This is a genomic window from Lentisalinibacter sediminis (assembly GCF_040706615.1).
GTDB lineage: Bacteria > Pseudomonadota > Gammaproteobacteria > Steroidobacterales > Woeseiaceae > Lentisalinibacter > Lentisalinibacter sediminis.
In genome coordinates, this window is the sequence record NZ_JAPDRF010000007.1 from 132,350 (window position 1) to 157,878 (window position 25,529).

At 68.6% G+C, this 25,529-nt stretch carries 22 protein-coding genes and 1 tRNA gene; 15 read left to right on the plus strand and 8 right to left on the minus strand.

Going from position 1 to position 25,529, the window contains the following annotated elements; genetic code table 11:
* Positions 1-4 precede the first annotated feature (4 nt).
* The 6 genes from ACJMKX_RS15605 (at position 5) to ACJMKX_RS15630 (ending at position 4,819) form a co-directional block, all read left to right on the plus strand.
* Positions 5-748, plus strand: a complete 744-nt coding sequence (locus ACJMKX_RS15605; RefSeq protein WP_405227529.1) for an SH3 domain-containing protein — start codon at positions 5-7, stop codon at positions 746-748.
* On the plus strand, positions 718-1,389 hold the full coding sequence (locus ACJMKX_RS15610; RefSeq protein WP_405227531.1) for an outer membrane beta-barrel domain-containing protein: 672 nt from the start codon (positions 718-720) through the stop codon (positions 1,387-1,389). Before ACJMKX_RS15605 ends, ACJMKX_RS15610 begins: the two co-directional genes overlap by 31 nt.
* A 23-nt stretch (positions 1,390-1,412) precedes the next feature.
* On the plus strand, positions 1,413-1,646 hold the full coding sequence (locus tag ACJMKX_RS15615) for a DUF4266 domain-containing protein (RefSeq protein ID WP_405227534.1): 234 nt from the start codon (positions 1,413-1,415) through the stop codon (positions 1,644-1,646).
* Between the two features lie 10 nt (positions 1,647-1,656).
* Positions 1,657-2,799: a DUF3570 domain-containing protein gene (locus tag ACJMKX_RS15620; protein ID WP_405227537.1), complete on the plus strand. Its 1,143-nt coding sequence runs from the start codon at positions 1,657-1,659 to the stop codon at positions 2,797-2,799.
* Positions 2,800-3,207: 408 nt separating this feature from the next.
* Positions 3,208-3,660: an MOSC domain-containing protein gene (locus ACJMKX_RS15625; protein ID WP_405227539.1), complete on the plus strand. Its 453-nt coding sequence runs from the start codon at positions 3,208-3,210 to the stop codon at positions 3,658-3,660.
* Positions 3,653-4,819, plus strand: coding sequence for a saccharopine dehydrogenase family protein (locus ACJMKX_RS15630; RefSeq protein ID WP_405227540.1), 1,167 nt, complete (start codon positions 3,653-3,655; stop codon positions 4,817-4,819). Before ACJMKX_RS15625 ends, ACJMKX_RS15630 begins: the two co-directional genes overlap by 8 nt.
* On the opposite strand, the gene ACJMKX_RS15635 is transcribed toward ACJMKX_RS15630, so the two are convergent.
* The 3 genes from ACJMKX_RS15635 to uvrA all read right to left on the minus strand — a co-directional run bounded on the left by ACJMKX_RS15635 (position 4,717) and on the right by uvrA (position 12,922).
* Entirely contained in the window at positions 4,717-6,342 is a 1,626-nt protein-coding gene (locus ACJMKX_RS15635) for a hypothetical protein (RefSeq protein ID WP_405227542.1), read from the minus strand. The genes ACJMKX_RS15630 and ACJMKX_RS15635 overlap by 103 nt on opposite strands.
* Positions 6,343-6,348: 6 nt before the next feature.
* A complete protein-coding gene (locus ACJMKX_RS15640) occupies positions 6,349-7,374 on the minus strand; it encodes a MerR family transcriptional regulator (protein ID WP_405227544.1) in 1,026 nt (341 codons plus the stop codon).
* A 97-nt stretch (positions 7,375-7,471) separates the two neighbouring features.
* The gene (uvrA, locus tag ACJMKX_RS15645) at positions 7,472-12,922 is read right to left on the minus strand and encodes an excinuclease ABC subunit UvrA (protein ID WP_405227546.1); all 5,451 of its coding nucleotides are present in this window, start codon (positions 12,920-12,922) and stop codon (positions 7,472-7,474) included.
* A gap of 181 nt (positions 12,923-13,103) precedes the next feature.
* Here uvrA and ACJMKX_RS15650 point away from each other — a divergent pair, with 181 nt between their 5' ends.
* The 6 genes from ACJMKX_RS15650 (at position 13,104) to ACJMKX_RS15675 (ending at position 18,227) form a co-directional block, all read left to right on the plus strand.
* Positions 13,104-13,730 (plus strand): rhomboid family intramembrane serine protease, encoded by a 627-nt coding sequence (locus ACJMKX_RS15650; RefSeq protein WP_405227548.1) that lies wholly within the window; start codon positions 13,104-13,106, stop codon positions 13,728-13,730.
* Positions 13,731-13,796: 66 nt separating this feature from the next.
* Positions 13,797-14,402 (plus strand): superoxide dismutase family protein, encoded by a 606-nt coding sequence (locus tag ACJMKX_RS15655; protein ID WP_405227550.1) that lies wholly within the window; start codon positions 13,797-13,799, stop codon positions 14,400-14,402.
* Positions 14,399-15,175 (plus strand): hypothetical protein, encoded by a 777-nt coding sequence (locus tag ACJMKX_RS15660; RefSeq protein ID WP_405227552.1) that lies wholly within the window; start codon positions 14,399-14,401, stop codon positions 15,173-15,175. Before ACJMKX_RS15655 ends, ACJMKX_RS15660 begins: the two co-directional genes overlap by 4 nt.
* 16 nt (positions 15,176-15,191) lie before the next feature.
* On the plus strand, positions 15,192-16,562 hold the full coding sequence (locus ACJMKX_RS15665) for an SLC13 family permease (RefSeq protein WP_405227554.1): 1,371 nt from the start codon (positions 15,192-15,194) through the stop codon (positions 16,560-16,562).
* A gap of 73 nt (positions 16,563-16,635) precedes the next feature.
* Positions 16,636-17,895 carry an MgtC/SapB family protein gene (locus tag ACJMKX_RS15670; protein WP_405227555.1) on the plus strand — a complete coding sequence of 420 codons (1,260 nt, stop codon included), beginning with the start codon at positions 16,636-16,638 and terminating at the stop codon, positions 17,893-17,895.
* A complete protein-coding gene (locus tag ACJMKX_RS15675; RefSeq protein ID WP_405227557.1) occupies positions 17,892-18,227 on the plus strand; it encodes a hypothetical protein in 336 nt (111 codons plus the stop codon). The genes ACJMKX_RS15670 and ACJMKX_RS15675 overlap by 4 nt, the downstream gene beginning before the upstream one ends.
* A gap of 30 nt (positions 18,228-18,257) precedes the next feature.
* Here the strand turns inward: ACJMKX_RS15675 and ACJMKX_RS15680 are convergent.
* Positions 18,258-18,334: transfer RNA gene (locus ACJMKX_RS15680), tRNA-Ile, on the minus strand.
* A 122-nt stretch (positions 18,335-18,456) separates the two neighbouring features.
* Between ACJMKX_RS15680 and ACJMKX_RS15685 the strand changes: the two genes are divergently transcribed.
* Positions 18,457-18,813, plus strand: coding sequence for a YqcC family protein (locus ACJMKX_RS15685; protein ID WP_405227559.1), 357 nt, complete (start codon positions 18,457-18,459; stop codon positions 18,811-18,813).
* 20 nt (positions 18,814-18,833) lie between these two features.
* Positions 18,834-19,754 carry an endonuclease/exonuclease/phosphatase family protein gene (locus ACJMKX_RS15690; protein WP_405227561.1) on the plus strand — a complete coding sequence of 307 codons (921 nt, stop codon included), beginning with the start codon at positions 18,834-18,836 and terminating at the stop codon, positions 19,752-19,754.
* A gap of 89 nt (positions 19,755-19,843) precedes the next feature.
* On the opposite strand, the gene rpoD is transcribed toward ACJMKX_RS15690, so the two are convergent.
* The 4 genes from rpoD to rpsU form a co-directional block, all read right to left on the minus strand.
* Complete coding sequence (gene rpoD, locus ACJMKX_RS15695) at positions 19,844-21,661, minus strand: RNA polymerase sigma factor RpoD (RefSeq protein ID WP_405227563.1); 1,818 nt, start codon at positions 21,659-21,661, stop codon at positions 19,844-19,846.
* Between the two features lie 38 nt (positions 21,662-21,699).
* The gene (dnaG, locus tag ACJMKX_RS15700; protein WP_405227565.1) at positions 21,700-23,478 is read right to left on the minus strand and encodes a DNA primase; all 1,779 of its coding nucleotides are present in this window, start codon (positions 23,476-23,478) and stop codon (positions 21,700-21,702) included.
* Positions 23,479-23,576: 98 nt separating this feature from the next.
* Positions 23,577-24,023 (minus strand): GatB/YqeY domain-containing protein, encoded by a 447-nt coding sequence (locus ACJMKX_RS15705; RefSeq protein ID WP_405227567.1) that lies wholly within the window; start codon positions 24,021-24,023, stop codon positions 23,577-23,579.
* 50 nt (positions 24,024-24,073) lie between these two features.
* Positions 24,074-24,289, minus strand: a complete 216-nt coding sequence (gene rpsU, locus ACJMKX_RS15710) for a 30S ribosomal protein S21 (protein ID WP_405227569.1) — start codon at positions 24,287-24,289, stop codon at positions 24,074-24,076.
* Positions 24,290-24,491: 202 nt separating this feature from the next.
* Here rpsU and tsaD point away from each other — a divergent pair, with 202 nt between their 5' ends.
* On the plus strand, positions 24,492-25,520 hold the full coding sequence (gene tsaD, locus ACJMKX_RS15715) for a tRNA (adenosine(37)-N6)-threonylcarbamoyltransferase complex transferase subunit TsaD (protein WP_405227571.1): 1,029 nt from the start codon (positions 24,492-24,494) through the stop codon (positions 25,518-25,520).
* Positions 25,521-25,529 lie beyond the last annotated feature (9 nt).

Sequence of the window (25,529 nt, forward strand, 5' to 3'; positions counted from 1 at the left end):
TGCCATGAGACCGCTGGCGGTACTGCTCTCGATGCTCCTCTGCTGCGCGCTCGCGACGGGCGCGCAGGCGGAGGAGCTTTACCGTCAGGTCACCGTGGCCGAGCCCTTTCTGGAGATGCACACCGGGCCGGGGCGGGGCTATCCCGTGTTCAACGTGGTCGAGCGCGGCGATGCCGTGGAACTGCTGAAGCGGCGCACCGAATGGTTCAAGGTGCGCGATGCACGCGGTCGCGAGGGCTGGGTGCACGAGCGCGAGATGCTGATGACGCTGGACGAGGCGGGTACGCCGGCCGAGTTCGAGACCACGGGCCGGGAGGAATACCTGGTGCGGCGCTGGGAGTCCGGCGGGCTCACCGGTGACTTCGGTGGTGCCAACGTCATCAGCGGCTATCTCGGCTACTCGTTCACGCCGAACCTGTCGCTGGAGCTGTGGGGCACCCAGTTGCTCGGCAATTTCTCCGACGGCTGGATGGCCAACGTGAGCATCGTGCACCAGACCTGGCCGCACTGGCGGGTTTCGCCGTTTTTCACCCTCGGCACCGGCGTGCTGCGCATCGAGCCGGTGGCCACCCTGGTGCAGCCGATCGACCGTACCGACCAGACTGCCCACGTGGGCGCCGGCGTACGGGCCTGGGTGACGAGACGCTTTATTTTTCGCGCCGAATACAAAAGTTATGTCGTATTCACCAGCCGCGACGAGAATGAGGAAATCGAAGAATGGAAAGTCGGATTCGGGTTCTTTTTCTGACCCTGCTCGCGTTCGCGCTGACTGGCTGCGGTAGCCTGCCGTTCATCGGCGGTGACGGGCCCGGCGATGCCGTGGCCGAGGTGCCGGAGCAGGTGATCGACCCCGAGGTGGAGCGCCGCGACGTCGAACCGCCGAAGATCGACAGCGAGAATTTCGAGATAGGCGCCTACACCGGACTCATGAGTGTCGAGGACTTCGGCGTGAACCCGGTCTACGGGGTGCGCCTGGCCTATCACATCACCGAGGGCCTGTTCGTCGAGGCCGCCTACGGCCGTACCGACACCGAGGAGACCAGTTTCGAGCGTCTCAGCGGCGCGGCGGAGATTCTGACCGACGATGAGCGCGAGTTCACATACTACAACGCATCGATCGGGTACAACGTGCTACCGGGCGAAGCTTTCGTCGGCCGCAACCTGGCCTTCTCCCAGGCGCTGTATCTCATCGCCGGGATAGGCAGCACGGAGTTCGCGGGCGACGACCGCTTCACGGTGAATTTCGGTTTCGGCTACCGGTTGCTGCTGAACGACATGATCGCGCTGCACGCCGACGTCCGTGACCACCTGTTCGACATCGACATCCTCGGCGAGGAAAAGACCGCCCACAACATCGAGGGGCATATCGGTTTCACGATCTTCTTCTGATGCAGGGGAGGGAGGCAAGAACGATGAAAAAGACACTGATCCGCATGGCGGCGGCCTGCGCGTTACTCGTGGCGAGCGCCGGTTGCTCCAGTATCGAGCCCTGGGTGAAGCCCTACGAGCGCGACCATCTGGCCGATCCGATCATGGCGCTGGACATGCATCCGGTGGCCAGTGCCTACGAGATGCACGTCTGGGATGCCCGCGAGGGCGCCCGTGGCGGCACGGGCGGCGCCGGCGGCGGCTGCGGCTGTAACTGAGCACCGCATCATGATGATCGCCCGCCACCTCGCAAGCTTGCTCGTGCTGCTCGCACTGCTGCCGGGCGCGGTGCTTGCCACCGTGCTGCCGGAGGACCGGGCGGACGTGCTCTACCACCGCTACGAGGGCGGCGGCGTCACCATCGACGGTCCGTCGGTGCTGCTGCGCAAGCAGGTCGGCAAGAGCTTGTCGCTCTCGGCCAACTATTACCTCGACATGGTCTCCAGCGCCTCCATCGACGTGGTGACCACGGCGAGCCCCTACACCGAGGAGCGCAAGCAGGGCTCCCTGGGCGTGACCTACCTGTACGGCAACACGCTGATGAACGTGGGCTACACGCGCAGCGACGAGAGCGACTATGCCGCCAACAGCCTGAACTTCAGCGTGAGCCAGGACCTGTTCGGGCAGATGACCACGGTGACGCTCGGCTACGCTCTCGGCTGGGACGAGGTGGGCAAGTCCAACGATCCGGAGTTCCGCCGCGAGGTCGACCGCCAGCAGTACAGCCTGGCGCTCACGCAGATCGTGACCCGCAGCCTGATCATGAGTTTCGCCTTCGACGCCATCACCGACGAAGGCTTCCTGAACAATCCCTACCGATCCGTGCGCTACCTGGCCGCGGATCAGCCTGCGGGTTACCAGTTCGAGCCCGAGATCTATCCGAACACCCGTACCAGCGGCGCCGGCTCGATCACCGCACGCTACCGCATGCCCTGGCGCGCGGCGCTGCACGGCAGCTACCGGTATTTCTCGGACACCTGGGGTATCGAGTCGCACACCGGGGAGATCGGGTATGTCCATCCCTGGAAGCACGGGCTGACGTTCTCCACGCGCTATCGCTACTACACCCAGGAACAGGCCGATTTCTACGCCGACCTGTTTCCCCGTTCCGGCGCCCAGAACTTCATGGGGCGGGACAAGGAGCTCAGCACGTTCGAGAGCGCGACCATCCGCGCCGGCGTGAGCTGGGAGTTCGTGAGCGACGGCTGGAGTGTCGTGGAAAAGGGTTCGCTGAATCTGTTCTGGGACCGCATCCGCTTCGACTACGAGAACTTCCGTGATCTCAGGGTGACCGGCGCCGCCCCCGGCGAGGAACCCCTGTACGGCTTCGATGCCGACGTAGTGCAGCTGTTCGTCTCGTTCTGGTTCTGACCCCTGTGTAGGAGGGCCTTCAGGCCCGATCCGGCGTTCTGTTAGCGCAGGCCCGCCATCGGGTGGGTGAGGGTTGCGGGGACGCTCAGTCGGACGTCCTGTCCTCCTTCGCTTCGGCCAGGCCTCCTTCCCGCCGTCCTGGCTCCAGTCGGCCCGGACGACCCCGCGACCTTGGTCCACCCGCTGACGGGCCCATAGCCGAGAGGTTTGGCACCAGTCAGCAGGCGCTGCTGACTGGCGCTTCCTTTACGCCACCGCGGGCACGGCCGTCATGCGGGGGTATCCATCGCCGCGACCTTTTGTCGGGAGCAAGATGGATACCCCCGCAGGGCGGCCACAATAGAAGGTGAGCCGGTTGGAAGAGCCGGATCGGGCCTGAAGGCCCTCCTACCTGCTACCATCTGCTCCATGACGGAGGGCAGGCTGATCGGGATCGCACGGCGGGAGCGCAAGCACGCGCCCATGGAAGTCCTGGAGCGCGCGCTGGTCGACACCGCCGGCGGTGTGGCCGGCGACTTCCGCGGCCGGCCCGGCCCGCGGCAGGTGACGGTGCTGACGGCGCCGGGCTGGAACGACGCATGCCGCGAGTTCGGGCGCGAGCTGCCCTGGACGGCGCGCCGGGCCAATCTCCTCGTCGACGGGATCCCGCTCGCCGAGACCGCCGGCCGTCGGCTCGTGATCGGCTCCCTGGTGCTGGAGATCACCGGCGAGCTGGATCCGTGCTCGCGGATGGAGGAGGCCGGCCAGGGACTGCGACAAGCCCTCGAGCCGGACTGGCGCGGCGGGGTGACCTGCCGGGTGCTTGCCGCCGGCGAGATCGGGGTGGGGGACACGGTGTGCCTGGAGGATGCTCATGGCTGACAACCGGGAATACGACGTCGTTCTGTTCGGGGCGACCGGATACACCGGCCGGCTGACCGCGGCCTATCTGGCGCAGAAGACCGACGAGGACTTCCGCTGGGCCATCGCCGGCCGGGACGCGGACAAGCTCGAGGCGCTGGCCGCGGAACTGGGCGGCGGCCCGGGCGTGATCCGCGCGGACGTCGGCGACTACGACACGCTGCTGCAGATGGCGCGGCGCACCCGCGTGCTCGCCACCACGGTGGGCCCGTACATCCGCTACGGCGAGGCGGTGGTGATGGCCTGCGTCGAGGCGGGCACAAGCTACGCGGACCTTACCGGGGAGCCGGCCTTCGTGGATCAGGTGATGGACCACTGCGGCACCAGCGCCCGGGAGCAGCAGGTGCGGGTGGTCAACTGCTGCGGTTTCGACAGCATCCCCCACGACCTCGGTGCCTGGATGATGGTCAAGGCACTGCCCGAAGACGCCAGCGTGCAGCTCGAAGGCTTCGTCTCGGCGAAGGGCGGTATCTCGGGAGGCACCTGGAACTCCGCGCTGGAGGCCCTGGGCAATCTCGGCGAGACCCGGCGCGTCGCGGCGCGCATGGAGCAGGGTGTGAATGGCGAGCGCCGGGTGAGCGTGAACAGACGCGGTGCCCATTACGAGGAGCTGGTGCAGGGCTGGGTGATGCCGTTCCCCACTATCGACCGGCAGATCATCATCCGTTCGGCGACGGCGCTGCCGGCTTACGGGCGTGAATTCACCTACGCCCATTACATCCGTGTCGGCTCACTGCCGAAACTGGTCGCTCTGTCCTCGGGCATCGCCGCGGTGACCGGGCTGGCGCAGGTGGGGCCGATACGCCGCTGGCTCGGCGGGCTCAAGCCGTCGGGCTCCGGCCCCGACGAACACACCCGTGCCACCGGTTCGTTCCGCGTGACCTTTGTCGCCCGCGGCGACGGCCGGCGCCTGATCGGCGAGGCGTCCGGCGGCGAACCCGGGTACGCCGAGACGTCCCGCATGCTGGCCGAGGCGGCGCTGTGCCTGTCCCTGGACGCGGACTCGCTGCCGCCGCGCTACGGCGTGCTGACGCCAGCGGAAGCGATGGGCGATGCGTTGCTGACGAGACTCCGAGCCATCGGCATCCGCTTCGAGATCCTGTCCGACGAGCCGGAATAGCCTGAGTAGCGGCCAGCCGTCCCGGCCGGCAGGCTCAGACCGGTGAAGCTCGCGCTGCGCGACAGCAGGTGTTCGAGCGCCCGTTCCACGGCCGCCTCGTCGCTGCCGCACACGAAGTAGACCGTCGCCTGCGGGCTGCGCGGCTGGCCATAGACGAACGCGCCCAGCCGCGCGGACAGTCCCTGCATCAGCTCGATCACGGACTCGTCGGCGAAGCCGGACAGGCGCGGCAGGTCGCCGGCGCGCACCAGCACGATGCCGGAGAGTTCCGGGTAGCGCGTGAGCGCGGTGGCCGGGAGTCCCGCTTCGGCGGTGACGTGGGTGAACAGCGAGAAGGTCGTCAATGCCGAGGCGGGGAGGCGGGCCAGTTCGGCCAGTGCCGGGTCGGTGGCGACCACCGCGGAGGAGACCAGCTGCAGCGCCAGGTCGTCCAGCCGGCCCTCCAGCGCCCGGGCGGCGGTGTCCAGGTAGTCCCCCGCGAATGCCGCGCCGAGCGGACGGCCATCTTCCAGGTGGCGGTCCAGCACCGGCACCAGGGCCTTGGCGAGAGTGTCGACGTAGAAATCCGCGTAGAAGGAATCCGGCAGCGCGTGGTAGCGCCGATACTCCACCTCCGACTGCAGCCGCCGCTCGACGATGCCGTTGCCGATGGCGCTCGCGACCGCCTCGTTGATCAGGTTGTAGGCCCGCAGGCTCCAGGGCCTCTCGCTCGCCAGGAAAGCTGCGAGCAGAGCCTCGTGCCGTGCGTCGGGGCTGAGGGCGTACAGATAGTGCACGAACTCGTGGACGATCACGCCGAGGCGATCGGCGGGCGACTCCCCGCGGCGGCTCTCGACAATGGCCTGGTTCTCGATCAGCGTCGCGCGGGAGGCTCTCGCGCCCTCCGGCAAAGCCACCAGACTGACCTCGAGGTCGGCCACTTCCTCCAGCTGCAGGTCGAACAGGCTGCCGACGCGGGCGAGCAGGGTGTCGAGCTCGGCGCGCCGTGCGGTCCCCTGGTAGCCGGCGGCGAGCCGCTCCAGGTCGCCGGCGGCGCCATCTCGCCACCAGGCGTCGAAGCGGGGCTCGAAGTGGCGGGCGATGGCCAGGGCCTCGCGGGCATCGCGCGGCTGCAGCAGCAGACGCAGCCGCTCGCCGTAGTCGGCGAGATCGCGGGCCTGAAGACTCGTCAGGCGCAGCTTCTCGCCGATGTCCACGCCCCGGGCCTGCAGGTAGGGGAAGGTGTAGGGGTAGGGCGTGTCCGGCGCCGGCGTGATGAAGTCGGCATACAGCCGGTAACGCTCCTGCAGCTGGCGCCAGCGGGTGAGGCGGCGCTCGTCTTCGACGCTCCAGTCGAGGCGCTGCCAGAGTTCGTCGAAGGCGGCGCGGGTGCAACGCCGGTAGCCGCTCAGGCAATCAAGGTGGTAGACCAGATTGGCCACCGGTGAGATGCGCACGCCGAAGCCGGGCGCCCCGGCGGCCGGCGTCGCCGTGCCGCCGAGTACCAGCAAGGCTGCCGTCACGATGCCGGCGGCGCGGATCACGGCGGCTCAGTACTCCAGCTTCTCGACGCGGGCCAGCGTGGCCAGCGACTCTTCCATGAGGGCGCGGGCCCGGGCGGTCATCGCATGCAGATAGGCATGCAGGGCGGCATCCTCGCTGTTGCGTGATTCGCACTGGTCGCTGTAGACCTCGAAGGCTGTCAGACTCTGCACCAGGTCCGCGAGATGGTGCGGACACTCGCAGTCGACGTCCGTGCGGATGCCGGCCAGTGTCGCCAGCTGGCCGTCGTCGAAACGCCGTGGCGGCAGCTCCTCGGTGAGCACCGGCACCTCCGGCGCGTCGCTTGCGGCACGCTGCTGTTCGGAACGCGCCGGGCGCGGGGTGATGTTGGTCACCCGCGGGCCGCGCAGCAGCGCCTCGACGAGTGTCAGGGTCGAGGTGGGCGCCCGGAACAGCTCGAACTGGGCGGCGGCGAGCCGGTTCACGTCCTCGCCGCGGCCGAAGTTGTACAGCACCATGACGCGCCCGGCGCCGCAGAGGTCGCGCAGGCCCGCGATTCGCTCGGCGGTCCGATCGTCGACCACCGGTACCTCGATCAGGAGCACGTCGGGGCGCAGCCGACGGATATCCGCCCGGAAGCGCCGCGGGTCGCTCTCGAGGGCGGCGAGCTCCACCTGTTCCGGCAGTGCGCCGCTGCGGCCGAGTCCCTGCAGGGCGAAGCGGCCCAGTGCCGCCACCCGGATGGGCTGGTCGGCCCGGGCGAGCTGCAGGTCATTGGCCTGGCGCACCACCTCTTCCCGGCGGGCGCGCAGTTCGTCGAGATCCAGATTGGCGATCTGGCCGATGGAGAAGCCCCGGTCCACGAGGATCTTCAGCAGCCCGAGCTTCTCCACGTCCCGGCGCGAATAGATCCGCCGCCCGCTGTCCGTGCGCTCGGCGACCACGGCGCCGTAGCGCCGCTCCCAGATCCGCAGCGTGTGCGTGGATATGCCGGTCAGCCGTGAGACGGCGCCGATCGCATAGTCGTTGCCGCTCTTGCTGCCATTCCCTTGTCCGGCTCCCGTCTGTGCCATGCCTTTCTCCCGTCTACATTGTGTCTACGGGTCAAATTCTACACAAACTCGTCAAAAAATCCAGCGACCGATCATCGTCAGCAGTCGAGAGCCACCATCAGCGGCTGCGATCGGCCAGGAATTCCTGTAACGCCGCGGCCGTGTGGGAACGCCCCGGCCGCTCGAGCAGGTCCTCCGGCTTGCCCCGGGCGACGATCCGGCCGCCGTCGTCGCCGCCCTCGGGGCCGAGATCGATGACCCAGTCCGCCTCCGCGATGATGTCGAGGTTGTGTTCGATGATCACCACGCTGTTGCCCGCGTCGACCAGACGGTGGAGTACCCGGATCAGCTTCTCGACGTCCGCCATGTGCAGCCCGACGGTCGGCTCGTCCAGCACGTACAGCGTGTGGTCCCGGCTGCGGCGCTTGCCGGCACCGGCGTTGTCGGGCAGGTCCGGGCCCGCTTTCGCCAGCTCCGTGACCAGCTTGATACGTTGCGCCTCGCCGCCGGACAGCGTCGGGCTGGGCTGGCCCAGGGTGAGGTAGCCGAGGCCCATCTGCGCCAGCAGGTCGAGGGCATGATGGATGCGCGTATGGGCGTGGAAGAATTCCCGCGCCTCCTCCACGCTCATGGCCAGAACCTCGCCGATGCTGCGGTCCCGGTAACGGATGGCCAGCGTCTCGCGCGAGAAGCGCTGCCCGCCGCAGGCCTCGCAGTCCACGCGTACGTCGGGCAGAAAGCTCATCTCGATGCGCCGCACACCCTGGCCCTCGCATTCCTCGCAGCGTCCGCCCTTCACGTTGAACGAGAACCGGGACGGCTCGTAGCCGCGCATGCGCGCCTCGGGCGTGCGGGCGAACAACTGCCGGATCTCGTCCCAGAAGCCGATGTAGGTGGCGGGGCAGGAGCGCGGCGTCTTGCCGATGGGCGTCTGGTCCACCTCCAGCACCCGGTCGACGGCTTCCCAGCCGGAGAGTTCGGCGCAGCCGGACGGCGTGGGCATCTTCCTGCCGCGCGAGCGGCGGGCGGCCAGCAGGGCGCGGAGATTGTCGTGCAGGATGTCACGCACCAGCGTGGACTTGCCGCTGCCGGATACGCCGGTGACGGCCACCAGGGCATGCAGCGGCACGTTCACCGTGAAGCCTTTCAGATTGTTCAGTTCCGCGCCGGCGATGCGAACGGAGGCCACGTCCCGGCGCCGCGGGTTCACCTCACGGCGACGCTCCATCAGGGGATGCGCGAGGGGATGAGCGAGCATGTGGCCGGTCAGGGAGTCCTTGCTGCGCATCATCGCCGCCACCGAACCCTCCGCGACGACCCGGCCGCCGTGGGTGCCGGCACCCGGCCCCAGGTCCACCACGTGTTCGGCGGCGCGGATGGTGTCTTCGTCGTGTTCCACCACGACGACGGTGTTGCCCCGGGCCTCGAGCCCTTTCAGCGTGTCCAGCAGGCGCCGGTTATCACGGGCGTGCAGTCCGATGGTGGGCTCGTCCAGGATGTAGCACACGCCCTGCAGGTTGGAGCCGAGTTGAGAGGCGAGCCGGATGCGCTGCGCCTCGCCGCCGGAAAGCGTCGGCGCGGCCCGGTCGAGCGTGAGGTAACCGAGGCCGACCTTCTGCAGGAACTCGAGCCGCGCACAGAGTTCCGCCAGCACGTCGCGGGCCAGCTCGGCGTGGCGGCCGGTCAGCTTGAGAGTGCGGAACCAGTCCTCCGCCTGCTCCACCGGCAGCGCAGCGTAGTCCGCGATGCTGCGTTCGCGGAAGCGCACGTTCAGTGCCACCGGGTTCAGCCGCGCCCCATCGCAGACGGGGCAGGGCTGCCGATCGCTGCCGGCGCCGTCTTCCTCGTCCTCGGCGGCGGCCGCCAGGCCCGTACCGGCGCAGCCCTCGCACCAGCCACGGGCCGAGTTGTAGGAGAACAGCCGCGGGTCCGGCTCGTCGAAACTGCGGTTGCAGGACGGGCAGGCCCGGCGCGCGGACAGCAGGGTCTCGCCGTCGTCCGCCACCACCCGGACCACGCCGCCGCCAAGGTCGAGCGCGCGGCCGAGGAGGCCGGCCAGCTCGCCGCGCGAGCCCGGCGCCAGCCGGATCTCGCCCACCGGCAGGTCGATGTCGTGTTCACGGAACCGGTCCAGCCGCGGCCAGTCTCCGGTGGGCAGGTAGTCGCCGTCGACCCGCAGGCTGTCGTAGCCCTTCTTCGCCGCCCACTTCGCGAGATCCGTGTAGTAGCCCTTGCGGCCGACCACCAGCGGGGCCAGCAGGGCGATGCGCTCGCCCCGGCGCGTCTCGAGCAGGCGGCCCAGCATCTGCTCCTCGCTCTGGGGCTCGATGGCCACGTCGCAGTCCGGGCAGTACTGGGTGCCCAGCTTCACGAACAGCAGGCGCAGGAAGTGGTAGACCTCGGTCATCGTGGCCACGGTGCTCTTGCGCCCGCCCCGGCTGGTGCGCTGTTCGATGGCGACGGTGGGCGGGATACCGAACACCGCGTCCACGTCCGGGCGGCTGGCCGGCTGCACGAACTGCCGCGCGTAGGCGTTCAGGGATTCGAGATAGCGGCGCTGGCCCTCGTTGAACAGGATGTCGAAGGCCACCGTGCTCTTGCCGCTGCCGGAGACACCGGTGATGACGGTGAACCGGTCCCGCGGTATGCGGATGTCCACGTTGCGCAGATTGTGCTCCCGGGCGTGGTGGATGCGGATGTCGCGGTCGGCGCGTCCGGGCTTCTCTCGCCGCGCGCTCCTGGCCGTCGCCGCGGCCGGGCTGCCCCGTTCCCGGCGATAGGCGGCGAGCGCCTTGCCCGTATGGTTGCCGCGGCGCTTCGCGAGCGTGTCCGGCGGGCCTTCGAACACGACCTCGCCGCCGTCCTCGCCGCCCTCCGGACCGAGGTCCACGATCCAGTCGGCGGCGTCGATCACGTCAAGGTTGTGCTCGATCACGATCACCGAGTGGCCGTCGGCGATGAGTTCCTGCAGCGCATCCAGCAGGGTGGCGATGTCCTGGAAATGCAGGCCGGTGGTCGGCTCGTCGAACAGGAACAGCTTGCGCTCGCCCGGCGAGCGCCGGCCGCGTGCCTCGGCCAGGTGCGCGGCCAGCTTCAGGCGCTGGGATTCGCCACCAGACAGGGTCGGCACCGGCTGGCCGAGAGCGAGATAGTCCAGGCCGACGGCGGCCAGCGGCTCCAGCCCGCGCAGCACGGCGGGTTCGCCGGCGAAGAAGGCGATTGCCTCGGCCACGGTCATCTCGAGGACGTCGGCGACGGAGCGCGAACGCTCGCCGGCGTCGCCGCCGATGCGCACCTCCAGCACCTCCGAGCGATAACGGCGGCCGTCGCAGGCCGGGCAGCGCAGGTAGACGTCGGAGAGGAACTGCATCTCCACGTGCTCGAAGCCGTTGCCGCCGCACTCCGGGCAGCGGCCGTCGCCCGAATTGAAACTGAACGTGCCGGCGGTGTAGCCGCGCTCGATGGCCAGCGGGGCGTCGGCGAAGAGTTTGCGGATGGGCGCGAGGGCGCCCACGAAGCTGGCCGGGTTAGAACGGGTGGTCTTGCCGATGGGGGACTGGTCCACCATCACCACCTCGCCCAGGTCCTCGTCGCCCTCGATGGCATCGTGTTCGCCGGGAGCGTCGCCCGCCTTCCCGCGGCGGCGCTGCAGTCCCCGCCACAGCACGTCCTCCACCAGGGTGGACTTGCCGGAGCCGCTCACGCCGGTCACGCCCACCAGCCGGCCCAGCGGGAAGGCGGCGTCGACTCCTTTCAGGTTGTGGGCGCGGGCGCCGCGCACCCGAAGCACGGGGGTGTCGTCGCCGACCGGGCGCGCCGCGCGCTCCGCGTTCACGAGAAGCTCGCCGCGCAGATACTGCGCCGTCAGCGAGCGCCGGGAGCGGGCCAGCTGTTTGGCCGTGCCGAAGAACACCACCTCGCCGCCCCGTTTGCCGGGCCCGGGGCCCATGTCGAGAACCCGGTCGGCGGCGCGGATGATCTGGGGATCGTGCTCGACCACCAGCAGCGAATTGCCGGCGTCGCGCAGGCGCCTCAGCACGCCGTTGATGCGGTCGATATCCCGGGGGTGCAGGCCGATGGACGGCTCGTCCAGCACGAACAGCGTGTTCACCAGAGAGGTGCCCAGCGCCGTCGTCAGATTGATGCGCTGTACCTCGCCGCCGGAGAGCGTTCGCGACTGGCGGTCCAGCGTCAGGTAGCCCAGGCCCACCTCCAGCAGGTAGTCGAGGCGGGTGCGGATCTCGGTCAGCAGGAGGTCGGTGGCCTCGTCCAGCGGGGCCGGCAATTCGAGCCCGGCGAAAAACGCCACCGCGCGCTCGATGGGCAGGCAGGTCAGTTCGTGGACGTTCAGGCCCGGTGCGCCCGAAGGGCTGGCGTCCGCGCCGAGGCGCCAGAGCAGCGCCTCCGGTTTCAGTCTGGCACCGCTGCAGGCACTGCAGAGGTCGTAGCTCCGGTAGCGGGACAGCAGCACGCGAACGTGCATGCGATAGGCGCGGCTCTCGAGCCAGTCGAAGAAGCGGTCCACGCCGTACCAGACGTTGTCGTCCCAGCTGCCTTCGCCCTCGAATACCCAGCGCCGCTCGGCCGCCGTCAGTTCGTTCCAGGGCGCGTCCAGAGGCACTCCGGCCCGGCGCGCGTGCTGCTCGAGATCCCGCTGGCATTCCCGGTAGCTCTTGCTCTGCCAGGGTTTGATGGCGCCCTCCGCGAGGGTGAGCGAGCCGTCCGGCACGACCAGGTCCCGGTCGATGCCCATGGTGCGGCCGAAACCGCGGCAGGTCTCGCAGGCGCCGACCGGGGAGTTGAACGAGAACAGGCTCGGCAGGGGGTCCCGGTAGTCGAGATCGCAGTCGGCGCAGTGGAGCCGGTCGGAGAACCGGCGCTGCACGCCGCCGGCGTCGTGGTCGTAGACGCGCACATGCCCGTCGCCCCGGCGCATCGCCGACTCGATGCTCTCGATGAAACGGCTGCGGTTGTCGTCCGTCACGCGGAGGCGGTCGGCGACGACGTGGAGGGTGCGCCCCTCGGTCTCCTGCACGCGCAGATAGCCCTGGGCCTCCAGGTAGCTGCGGATTTCGGCCTCGCTGAAGTTGTCGGGGCGTTCCACCGGAAACGTGATGACCGCCCGGTGCCCGGACCACGCCTCGCCGAGCTCCTCCCAGATCGATTCCGGATGGTCCCGGCGCACGGGCCGGCCGCAGCCGCTGCAGTACAGCGTGGCGGCGCGGGCGTAGAGGAGCTTCAGGTGGTCGTTCAGCTCCGTCATCGTGCCCACGGTGGAGCGCGACGTGCGCACCGGGTTGGTCTGGTCGATGGCGATCGCCGGCGGTATGCCCTCGATGCGCTCGGCGGCCGGCTTGTCCATGCGGTCCAGGAATTGCCGGGCGTAGGGGGAGAAGGTCTCCACGTAGCGCCGCTGGCCCTCCGCGTAGACCGTATCGAAGGCCAGCGAAGACTTGCCCGATCCGCTCACGCCGGTGATGACCGTGAGTTCGTTGAGCGGGATCTCCAGATCCAGGTCGCGCAGGTTGTTCTGTCGTGCGCCGCGGATGACGATGCTGTCGGCAGCCATAAGCTCCGGGTTCCGGGTCGGCGTGGGGGACGGGCGGGCTGCGAACACGGTGGCGGCCCGCCGGGCTGAATGCGATGTTACCGCAACCGCGGTTGGACAGGAGCGGGACAGCTTGCGGTGCGCGCGTCCCCCTGCCGGGCCCTGCCTGACCCGGGGCCCGGGTTTCCTGTATAACGTCGGCATGGGTGCCTACAGGATCCGGCCGCAACCCCCCGGCAACAACAGTCTCATCCCCACGGTCATCTTCACGCTGCTGGTAGCGAACGGCCTCGCCTTCGCCGCCCAGAACGCCTCCCGGGAGATGTTCGTGACCTTGCTCGGGTCGCTGGCGCTCTGGCCTGCCGGCTCCGAGTACTTCGCGCCCTGGCAGTTCGTCACCTACGGCTTTCTGCACGGCGATCTCACCCACCTGCTGTTCAACATGTTCACGCTGTGGATGTTCGGCCGCGACATCGAGCGTTTCTGGGGTCCGCGCTATTTCGCGATCTACTATCTGGTCTGTGTCGTGGGCGCGGGTATCGTGCAGCTGGTGGTGGCGAGCTTCCAGCCCGAGATCTATCCCACCATCGGGGCGTCCGGCGGCGTCTTCGGCATCCTGCTGGCCTACGGCCTCATGTTCCCGAACCGGCAGATACTGCTGCTGATACCGCCGATACCGATGAAGGCGAAGTACCTGGTGATCCTGTTCGGCGTGCTGGAGCTGATGTACGGCGTCACCGGCATGCAGCCCGGCGTGGCCCACTTCGCCCATCTGGGCGGCATGCTGTTCGGCTTCCTGCTGATACAATACTGGCGCCGGGCGCGCTGAGACGGTGACGTTTCCGGCCAGAATTCACTGACCGGCATCAATACCTCAATCGACAGGGAGCGATCCATGGGAGACTATCGGAAGAGCCTGGCGGCGGCAGCGGCCTGCGCCATCCTGCTGGCGGCCTGCGGCGGCGAGTCACCGCCGCCGATGGAACAGAGGTCGGCCGCGGAGCCGGCCGCGGAGCAGCCCGAGGCACGTCAGGCGACGGGCAGCAGCCTCAGGGCGATCGCCCGCATGGAGCCGAAATCCGGTTCTTCCGTGAGCGGCGCCGTGGTCTTCACCGCCTTCGAGGGCCCGATGGTGATGGGCGGCGTGCTGGACGGCGGCGAGCCGGGCACCAATGCCATCCACATCCACGAGGTGGGTGACTGCAGCGCGCCGGACGGCACGTCGGCCGGGCCGCACTTCAACCCCGCCGGCGCTCCCCACGGTTCGCCCGACGAGCCCGATGGCCAGCACCACGCCGGCGACCTCGGCAATATCACCTTCGACGAGCACGGTCAGGCCCGCTTCGACCGGGTGCTGGGCGAGGGACTCACCTTCGAGGGCGGCACGGGCATCATCGGCCGTGCGGTGATCGTCCATGCCGAGCCCGACGATTTCGAGACCCAGCCCACCGGCGCCGCCGGCGCGCGCATCGCCTGCGGAGTGATCGAGCTCCTGCAGTGACCGGGGCGCTGCAAGCGGCCGCAGGCCTGGCGGTCGCCTGCGCAGGCCTGCTGCTGGCGCCGCCGGCCGCGGCGGCCGGCGAGGACCTGTCGGCGGAGGAGATCATCGCCGCGGTATACGAGGCGAATGGCGGCGAGACGTGGCGGCGGCCGGAAACGCTCTATCTCGAAGGTTACGGCGTCTTCTGGCCGGACGGGACCGAGGGCGGCCGCGTGGTGGCCGACCGCTACCGCATGTGGCGCGAATACGCGCCCGAGAGTGCCGATGCCCACCTCGCCAACGGCAAGGTGCGCATCGACAGCTTCCTCGGCGAGACCACCATGTTCCGGATCGCCTTCGACGGCGAGACGGCTTACAACGCCGACGGCCCGATCCCCGGCGGCGCGGCCAGCCCCCAGTGGAAGAACTCGTTCGGCTTCGGAATCATCCGCTATGCCCTCGACGAGGGCTTCAGCCTGACGCGGCTGCCGGACGATACGGTGGAAGGCCATCCCGCCTACTTCGTGCGTGTGAGCGATCCCGCGGGTTCGGAGACGATCTTCGGCATCGACAGGGACGACTACGCGGTGCGCATGGTGGGCTTCGGGACGCCGAAAGGCTGGCACCACCGGTACTACTCCGACTTCGTCAGCGACGCCGACAGCGGCTGGCGCCAGCCTCGCCTGGTGCGCCTGTACTACGACGGCGTCAAACAGAACGAGATCCACTGGCGGGTCTTCCGCGTGAACGAGCCGGTGGCGGACGAAGTCTTCGTGCTGCCGGCCGAAGACTGAGGACCCGGACCCGACCATGGTGCGCCGGATCGCTCTGTATGCCGGGCCGCTCGCCGCCCTCGCTGTCTTGCTCCTGCTGCAGTCGCGCGGCGCCTCCGCCGACGTGGCCTGGACCGCCGCGGTCACCACGCTCTGTGCCGTCTGGTGGATCTTCGAGCCGATCCCCATCCCGGCCACCTCCCTGGTGCCCATCGCGGTCTTCCCCCTGATCGGTGTACTGACGCCCGCCCAGGTGGGCGAGGCCTACGGCAATCCGCTGATCCTGCTGCTGCTGGGTGGTTTCATCCTGTCGACGGCCATGGAGAAGAGCGGCGCCCACCGACGCATCGCGCTCGGCATGGTAAGCGCCTTCGGCGGCGGCAGCGGCCGCAGTCTCGTGTTCGGCTTCATGGCGGCGGCCGCCTTCCTCAGCATGTGGATTTCCAACACGGCGACCACGCTGATGCTGCTGCCGATCGTGCTGGCGGTGCTGGAGCGGGTCGACGACAACCGGCTGAAGGTGAGCCTGCTGTTGGGCGTGGCCTATGCGGCCAGCGTCGGCGGCGTGGGCACGCCCATCGGCACGCCGCCCAACCTGATCTTCATGGAGGTCTACCAGGAGAATACGGGCCGGGAGGTGACGTTCTTCGGCTGGATGTCCTGGGCGCTGCCGGTGGTGGCGGTGATGATCCCGCTGACGGCGCTGTGGCTCACCCGCGGCCTGTCCCATGCGCGGGCCATAACGATGCCGCCGGTGGCTGCCTGGCGGAGCGAGGAGGTCCGCACGCTGATCGTCTTCGCGGTCACCGCGGTGCTGTGGATGACCCGGCGCGAGCCCTTCGGCGGCTGGAGCGCGTGGCTGGATCTGCCCGGCGCCAACGACGCCAGCGTGGCGCTGCTCGCGGTGGTCGTGATGTTCCTGGTGCCGAACGGCCGCGGCGGGCGCCTGCTCGACTGGGACACCGCCGTGCGCATCCCCTGGGGCATCCTGATCCTGTTCGGCGCCGGCATCACCATCGCCAAGGCGTTTGTGAGTTCCGGTCTCAGCACCTCGCTCGGCGAGATGGTCGCCGCCCTGGACGTGCTACCCGTGCTGGTGATGATCCTGCTGACCTGCCTGACCGTGACCTTCCTCACCGAGGTCACCAGTAATACCGCGACCACGACGCTGCTCATGCCCATCCTCGCGGCGGCCGCCACCACCGCGGGCTTCGACCATCGGCTCATCATGGTGCCGGCTGCGATGAGCGCGAGCTTCGCCTTCATGCTGCCCGTGGCCACCGGCCCGAACGCGGTGATCTTCAGCTCCGGCGAGCTGACGGTGAAGCAGATGGCGAGGGAGGGCTTCGCGCTCAACCTGATCGGCGCCGCGGTCGTCACCGGCGGCTGCTACCTGCTGTTCGCCTGACTGCGGCATATCCCGGCTCGCCGCCGCCGGGAGCCTGGGTTACCCTCGAAGCGAGCAGACAGGCGACGGATCCATGGATTTCGGCATCTTCGAACCACTGGCCATCGCGCTCGGTCTGGGCCTGCTCGTCGGCAGCCAGCGCGAGCGCGACGAGGAACACCGCCGCATCGCCGGCGTGCGCACCTTTGCGCTCATCACGCTGGTGGGGGCCGTCTGCGGCATCCTGGCCGAGGACCATGGCGGCTGGATGATCGCCGCCGGCCTGCTCGGCATCACCGCACTGTTCATCCTCGGCAATCTCCTCCGCGCACGGGGCGAGGGCACCAACCCGGCGCATTTCGGCCTGACCACCGAGGTTGCCGGCCTGCTGATGTTCGGCGTGGGCGCGATGCTCACCAGCGGCATCGAGGCGCCGGCGGTCGCGCTGGCCGGCGTGGCCGCCGTGCTGCTGCAGTGGAAGACCAAGCTGCACGGGCTGATAGGCGCGATCGGCGAGCGTGAGTTCGCGGCGATGATGCAGTTCGTCCTGGTGGCGCTGGTGATCCTGCCCGTGGTGCCGGACCAGACCATCGGGCCCTACGACGTCCTCAACCCCTTCACGCTGTGGCTCATGGTCACTCTGATCGTCGGGATCAGTCTGGCCGCCTACCTGGCCTATCGGGTGCTGGGCGTGCGCGGCGGCTCGCTGGCCGGCGGCGTGCTGGGCGGCCTCATCTCGAGCACCGCGACCACCGTGAGTTACGCCCGGCAGTGCGCCGGCAACCCGGCCGCCGCCCCCGCCGCCGCGCTGGTGGTGCTGATCGCCTCCACCATCGTCTACGTGCGGGTGGGCATCGAGCTGGGTGCGGTCGCCCCGGACCTCCTGCGCCAGGCCGCGCTGCCGCTGGCCGTCATGATGGCCTTCATGGCGTTGCTCTGCGTCGGCCTGCTGCTGAAGATCGATTCGCGCGACATGCAACCGCCGAATCTCGAAAACCCGGCGCAGATCCGCACCGCCATCGTGTTCGGCGTCCTGTACGCGGTGATCCTGCTGCTGGTGACGGCCGTGCGCGAGGAGTTCGGCGAGGACGCCGCCATTTACGGCGTCGCCGTGGTATCCGGGCTGACCGACGTGGATGCCCTGACGCTGTCCACGGCGGAGTTGTTCTCCCAGGGCCGGCTGTCCGGCGACGCGGCATGGCGCGCGATTCTGATCGCGACCCTGTCGAATCTGGCGTTCAAGATCGGCGCCGCGGCGGTGCTGGGCGGGCGGCGGCTCGGCGCCTACGCGCTCGCGACGATGGGGGTATCGATCCTGTTCGGCACGGCGCTCGTCTTCCTCTGGCCGGCATGACTCTCGATACCGATCCATTCGTCTTCTGGGCCGTGCACGCAGCGTTCGCGGCGGTGTTTCTGCGCAGCCTCTACATGGATCTGATCGCCGGCTATCGCAGGCGGAGGAATCTCCTCAGCGAGACCCTGGGCGGCGACGCCATCGAGCGGTTCCGCTTCATCGTCGTCCAGGCCGTCATCGCCGTGCTGTTGCTGCACGTGATCGACGTGGCGGAGGGCATCTCCCACAAGCTCGTGATCACCGTCGCGGACATGGCGATGCTCGCCTATCTCACTTTCCGCAGCGGCTGGTGGCTGGATCGGGTGGCGCTGGGCGCGCGGAAGCGGCGATAGCGGCGATAGCCGCTGCGGCCGCGGGAGAGATGGTGGGCCCTCCAGGACTTGAACCTGGGACCTACGGATTATGAGTCCGCTGCTCTAACCAACTGAGCTAAGGGCCCGTCGGGCGGGCCAGTATAGCCACGAAGTCCGGTCTCGTCATCACGGCCACTGCCAGCTCACGGCGACACATTCTGCGAACCGCTCCCGCGTCCCCGACGTCCCGATATGCCAGAATAAACGGATGGACGGATTCCAGCAGGCAGTGGCTGAAATCGTCGGCGGGATCGAGGCGGAGATGAGGCGCGTCGGACTCTGGGAGGAGGAACGCCCGGCGCTCAGCCGTCTCGGCAGTGCCCAGCCGTTCTGTTTCGACACGCTGCGGTTCCACCAGTGGCTGCAGTGGCTGTTCCTGCCCCGCATGCAGCGCATCCTCGATGCGGGCGGCGACGGGATGCCGTCGGAGAGCGGCATCCACGCCTATGCCGAGGAGTGCCTGCGCGAGGACACGCGGGACACGGACGAGTTGCTGGCGCTGATCCGGCGGTTCGACGAGGTGATCACTGCGGGCGAAGCCGGCGGGGACCGGCCCGGGCATTGAGGCGGCCGTGAGCAGGCGAAATGAGTAGAGGCGTATTGACCACCGCGGCGGCGGGCAGCGTGGCGCTGCTCGCGCTGCCCCTCGCCGAGCCGCTCTGGTGGGTGTTCGGCCTGCCGGTGCACTTCCCGCTGCAGATCGCCGCCGGCTGTCTGCTGCTCCTGGCCGTCGCGCTGGCGGCCCGGCAGCGGGTGCCTGCGCTGGTCTTCGCGGCGGCGGTGGCGCTCTGCCTCTTCCAGGCCCGCGAGCACCTCCCCGGCTTCGCGACGGCCGAGGCTTCCCCCACCGACCTCACGGCGGCGGTCCTGAACCTGGACTGGCGCAATCCGGACTTCGGTGCCGCCGAGGCCTGGCTGCGCCAACTGCGGGCCGACCTCGTCGTGCTACCCGAATACACGCCGGCCGCCGCGCGGCGTCTTGCCTCCCTGGCCGACGTCTATCCTCATCGCCTGGAGGCGGCCCGCGAAGGCGCCTGGGGCATCGCCCTGCTGAGTCGCCATCCGATCGCCTCGGGCCGTGTGATCCGTCCGGCCGGCATCGACAGTCCGGCGCTGGATGCCGTGCTGGATACAGGGGGGCGGCAGCTCCGGGTCTTGGGTATCCATCCCCGTTCGCCCATCTCGGCCGGCTTCACCGCGGAGCGCAACGCCCAGCTTGCCGCCCTGGCCGACCTCGTCCGGGAGTCCCGCGATGCGACGCTGGTCTGCGGGGATTTCAACGACACGCCGTTCTCGGCGAGCTTCCGCGCCTTCATGACGCGGGCGGGCGTGGCCAATGCCGCGGCGGGGCAGGGCTACCCGGCCACTTTCCCGGCCGGCTGGCTGCCGGTCTGGATCCCCATCGACCACTGCGTCTACCGCGGCGGCCTCGTGGCGGTGCGGGTGCAGAGCGGCCCCGATGTGGGCTCCGATCATTATCCGCTGGTGGCGGAGTTCCGCTGGTAACGGCTTCCCCGTAACGCCGCGCCGCGGCCGTCCACGAAAAAGGGCGGCAACCTGCAGGATGCCGCCCTCCGTCTTGCACTCCGGCAGGTTCAGTCCTCTATCAGGAAGCTCCTGAGCTGATCCGAGCGGCTCGGGTGGCGCAGCTTCCTGAGCGCCTTCGCCTCTATCTGGCGGATGCGCTCACGGGTGACGTCGAACTGCTTGCCGACCTCCTCGAGGGTGTGGTCGGTGTTCATGTCAATGCCGAAGCGCATGCGCAGTACCTTCGCCTCCCGGGGCGTGAGGCCTGCCAGCACGCCGTGGGTGGTCTCCTTGAGGCCCTCGGAGGTCGCCGAGTCGATCGGCGATTCCACCGAGGCGTCCTCGATGAAGTCGCCGAGATGCGAGTCCTCGTCGTCGCCGATGGGCGTCTCCATGGAGATGGGCTCCTTGGCGATCTTCAGCACCTTGCGCACCTTGTCCTCGGGCATCTCCATGCGCTCGGCCAGCTCCTCAGGCGTCGGCTCGCGGCCCATCTCCTGCAGCATCTGCCGGGAGATCCGGTTCAGCTTGTTGATGGTCTCGATCATGTGCACCGGGATGCGGATCGTGCGGGCCTGGTCCGCGATGGAGCGGGTGATGGCCTGCCGGATCCACCAGGTGGCGTAGGTCGAGAACTTGTAGCCGCGGCGGTATTCGAACTTGTCTACCGCCTTCATGAGGCCGATGTTGCCCTCCTGGATCAGGTCCAGGAACTGCAGGCCCCGATTGGTGTACTTCTTGGCGATGGAGATCACCAGGCGCAGGTTGGCCTCGACCATTTCCTTCTTCGCCCGCCGTGCCCGCGCCTCGCCGATGGACATCGCCCGGTTGATCTCCTTGATCTGGGCGATGGAGAGCCCGGTCTCCTCTTCCACCTGCACCAGCTTGCGCTGGGCGCGCAGGATGTCTTCCTTCAGCTTCGACAGCGTGGAGGAGTGCTTGCGCTTCGCGCGGATATGCTTCTCCACCCACTTCAGATTGGTCTCGTTCTTCGGGAAGCTCGCGATGAAGTCCTTGCGCGGCATGCCGGCCTGCCTGACGCAGATCTGCATCACGGCCCTCTCCTGGGAGCGGATTGTCTGGACCGTGTCGCGCAGGATGGTGATCATCGCGTCGAACAGCTTCGGCGAGAGCTTCAGCTCCATCAGTTCGGCGGTCAGCTCGTCCCGGGCCTTCTTCGTTTTCTTGTCGCGGCTGCCGTACTTGTCCAGCGCCGTCATCACCTTGATGTGCAGCTTCTGGAGCTTCTTCAGGCGCTTGGCAACATCCGCCGGGTCAGGCGGCGCGTTGGGGTCTTCATCGTCGTCGCTGCGCTGACCCGGCGTCGGGATTTCGTCCGGCTCGTTCGGGTCGATGAAACCCACCACCAGATCCTGCATCCGCGCATTGCCGTCCTGGACGGCGGCGAAGACGTCCAGGATGAACTGCACGCTCGGCGGGAAGTGCGACAGCGAGGCCTTGACCTGGTCCAGGCCCTCCTCGATGCGTTTGGCGATCTGGATTTCGCCCTCCCGGGTGAGGAGCTCCACGGTGCCCATCTCACGCATGTACATGCGCACGGGGTCGGTAGTGCGGCCGAACTCGCTGTCGACCGAGGCCAGCGCGTCTGCCGCCTCTTCGGTGTCGTCGTCGTCGTTCGAGACTGCGGCGTCCGACAGCAGCAAAGACTCGGCATCCGGCGCCTTCTCGTGCACCGTAATACCCATGTCGTTGATCATATTGACGATATCCTCGATCTGTTCCGGATCGACGATGTCGTTCGGGAGGTGGTCGTTCACCTCCGCATAGGTCAGATAACCCTGTTCCTTGCCCCGCGCGATCAGCAGTTTGAGCTGAGACTGCTTATCGTTCGGGATCGCGGACGCGCTGTTGCGTTTTTCGCTCACAAACAGAACCTCTGTGCGTGGGTTGGGCAAACGGCCAACTATACTGAATTTTCCGTGATATTTCCATCACCGGACGCCGGATTCGCAGGCCGGGAGAGCAGCTGACGCAGCTCCTCCCGCTCTTCGGTCGAGAGCTCACCGCTCCGGCCCTTCTCCCGCAGGAATTCCACCCGGTCATGCCGGGCGGCCTGGACCAGCTGCCGGACACAGCCCTCGAGCTCGGCCGCCGCGTCGAAATCCTCGTGACCGGGACTCTCGGCAGCGGCCAGTGCCGCCAGGTGCCGGCCGTGGGGACGGTGACGCCAGCGTTCCAGTATGCCTGCGGTATTCATATGAGGTTCGGCCTGCAGCGTTTCAAGGAGTTCCACCAGCAGGTCGGCGCCCGGGCGGTCGAGACCGGCCAGCCGTTCCACGTCCACCGACGAGGCCGTCGCCGGATGATGCAGCAGCAACGTGATGGCCCGCCGTACCAGGGTGGGCCGGCCGGTCTGTATGCGGGGCCGGGCGTGCCGCCTCGGCTCAGCCTTCTTCTCCTCGGGCGCCTCCATCATGCCGGCCAGCCGCTCGCCGGACAGGCCCACCGTCTCGCCGAGGCGCTCGAGCAGCAGCTCCCGGTAGATGCCCGCCGGAATCTTCGCCACCAGCGGGCGCGCGAGCTCCGCCAGCCGTGCGCGGCCGTCCACGGACCCGAGATCGACCTGTCCGGCCAGTTCGCCGACCAGGAAATCCGACAGGGGCATCCCGTCGTCCAGCACCGCCTCGAAGGCCGCGGCGCCGCGACTGCTGACCAGGGAGTCCGGATCCTCGCCCTCCGGCAGGAAGGCGAAGTAGATCTGGCGGCCCTCGCGTACCTGGGGCAGGGCGTTCTCCAGCGCTCGCCACGCGGCGGCGCGGCCGGCCCGGTCGCCGTCGAAGCAGAAGCAGACCGCGTCGGTCAGACGAAACAGGCGTGAGAGGTGATCGGCGGTGGTGGCCGTGCCGAGAGTCGCCACCGCATAGCCGATGCCGTGGCGGGCGAGGGCGACCACGTCCATGTAGCCCTCCACCACCACCAGGCGCTCGATGTCGCGCAGGCGCTTCTTCGCCTCGTAGAGCCCGTAGAGTTCCCGGCCCTTGTGGAACAGCACCGTCTCGGGCGAGTTCAGGTACTTTGGCTCCTCGTCGCCGAGCACCCGGCCGCCGAAGCCGATGGTGCGTCCCCGCGAGTCGCGGATGGGGAACATGACACGATGGCGGAAGCGGTCGTAGTAGCCGCCGTTGTCGCGCCGGATCACCAGCCCGGCGGCGTGCAGCCGCTCGACGGCTTCGTCCTCGGTGCCGAAGCGCTTCAGCACATGATCCCAGCCCGCGGGCGCGAAACCGATGCGATAGGCCCGCGCGGTGGTGCCGTCGATGCCGCGCTGCTTGAGATAAGCCACGGCCTCGTCACTGTCGCGCAGGGAATCGACGTAGTACTGCTCGACCGCGGCGGTCAGCTCCAGCAGCCGGTCCAGCTTGCGCGTGGGCCGGGAATCGGCCTCCCGTGGCACCTCCAGCCCCATCAGCCCCGCCAGTTCCTCGATGGCCTCCGGGAACCCGAGGTGATCGTGCTCCATCAGAAAGCCGATGGCGGTGCCATGGGCGCCGCAGCCGAAGCAGTGGTAAAAGCCCTTGTCCGGGCTGACGGTAAAAGACGGCGTCTTTTCGCCGTGGAAGGGGCACAGGGCCTTGTACTCCCGGCCGGCCTTCTTCAGCTGGATGCGGGTGCCCAACACCTCGGCGATATCCGCGCGGGCGATGAGGTCGTCGATGAATTCCTGGGGGATGCGGCCGCTCATATTGCCCTCACCAGGTTGCCCTCACCCGACTCTTCCGGCGTGCCCGGCACAGGATAGCCGGCGTGTGGCGCGGACGCGAATGCGCGATGCGGATGGGGTCAGCCGGCGAGCCTCGCCTTGACCTTCGCACTCACGGCGCTCATGTCGGCGCGCCCCTGGGCTTCGGACTTGATGCGGGCCATGACCTTGCCCATGTCACGCAGGGACTCGGCGCCCGTCTCGGCGATGGCGGCATCGATGAGTGCGGCGAGTTCGTCGTCCGAGAGCGGCTCGGGGAGATACTCCGACAAGACGCCGATCTCGTAATTCTCTTTCCCGGCCAGGTCGGCGCGGCCGCCGGCCTCGTACTGGCTCACCGACTCCCGGCGCTGCTTCACCATCTTCTCGATGACGGCGAGCACGTCGGCGTCCGTGAGTTCCTTGCGCTCGTCCACCTCACGCTGCTTCACGGCGGCGAGCGTCATGCGGATCACCCCGAGGCGGTCCTTCTCGCCCGCCTTCATGGCCGTCTTCATGTCGGCCGTGATCCGGTCTTTCAGGTTCATGGCTCGGTTGCCTGTGTGGCCCGGGGCCAGGATGGCCGGGGCGGCGGCGCTCAGTACAGCCGCTTGCGGCGGTTCTGCTCGCGGGAGATCCGCTTCATGTGGCGCTTCACGGCGGCCGCCTTCTTGCGCTTGCGCTCCTGGGTGGGCTTTTCGTAGAACTCGCGGCGACGCAGCTCCGTCAGCACGCCCGCCTTCTCGCAGGCACGCTTGAAACGCCGCAGTGCGGCGTCGAAATATTCGTTCTCTCTGACTTTAACGCTCGGCATAGGTTTTCCGATCTATCTGCTCTCGAGTCGAGGCTGCCGCATGGCATTCAGGCCGGCGGGGCACTCGGACCGTGGTTGGACAATTCGTTGAACAATTGGTTGGACAAATCCGCCGCGGCGGACAAAGACCGCTAAGTTTACGGCCGGTACCCGGCGAATGCAAAAGCCTTTTGTCCTTTTCCTGGGGTATTATCCGCCCGCTATGCTGGTACTGGGCATCGAAACGAGCTGCGACGAGACCGGGGTGGCCCTGTACCACACCGAGACCGGGCTGCTGGAGCACCGCCTGCACAGCCAGGTGGATCTGCACGCGCGCTACGGGGGTGTGGTGCCCGAACTGGCGTCACGGGATCACTCCAGGCGCCTGGTGCCGCTGGTGGAAGAGGTCATGGCCGACGCGGGCATGGAGACCGGCGACCTGGACGGGATCGCCTACACCGCCGGTCCCGGGCTCATCGGCGCTCTGATGGTGGGAGCGACCTTCGCCGCCAGCTACGCCACCGCTGCCGGCCTGCCCGCCGTCCCCGTGCATCATATGGAGGCCCATCTGCTGGCGCCGCTGCTGGAGGCGGAGCCGCCGGAGTTCCCGTTCGTCGCCCTGCTGGTGTCCGGCGGCCACACGCTGCTGGTGGACGTGGCCGGCATCGGCAGTTACTCGGTACTCGGCACCACACTCGACGATGCGGCCGGAGAAGCCTTCGACAAGACCGCGAAGCTGCTGGAGCTCGGTTACCCGGGCGGTCCCGCCCTGGCCGCGCTGGCCGAGCGGGGAGATCCGCGCGCCTTCGCATTCCCCCGTCCGCTCACGCGGCGGCCGGGGCTGGACTTCAGCTTCTCGGGCCTGAAGACGGCGGTGCTGGTCGAGGCCCGGCGCCTGCGCGATGCCGGCGCCTGGGACGAGGGCGCCCGCGCCGACATGGCCGCCGCGTTCGAGGCGGCGGTCGTGGAGACCCTGGCCATCAAGTGCCGCCGGGCGCTGGAGACCGCCGGGCGTGACAGTCTGGTGGTGGCGGGCGGCGTGGGCGCCAATCGGCGGCTGCGCGAAGCACTGGTGGCGGACGTCTCCGCCGGCGGCGGCCGGGTGTACTTTCCGCGGCCGGTGTTCTGTACGGACAACGGCGCGATGATCGCACTGGCCGGCGCACTCCGGCTGGCACAATCCGGCGACGAGCCCCGTATCCTGGCGCGGGCCCGCTGGTCGCTGGAGGAATTGCCGGCGCTGGCCGCCTGAGCGGAGGAC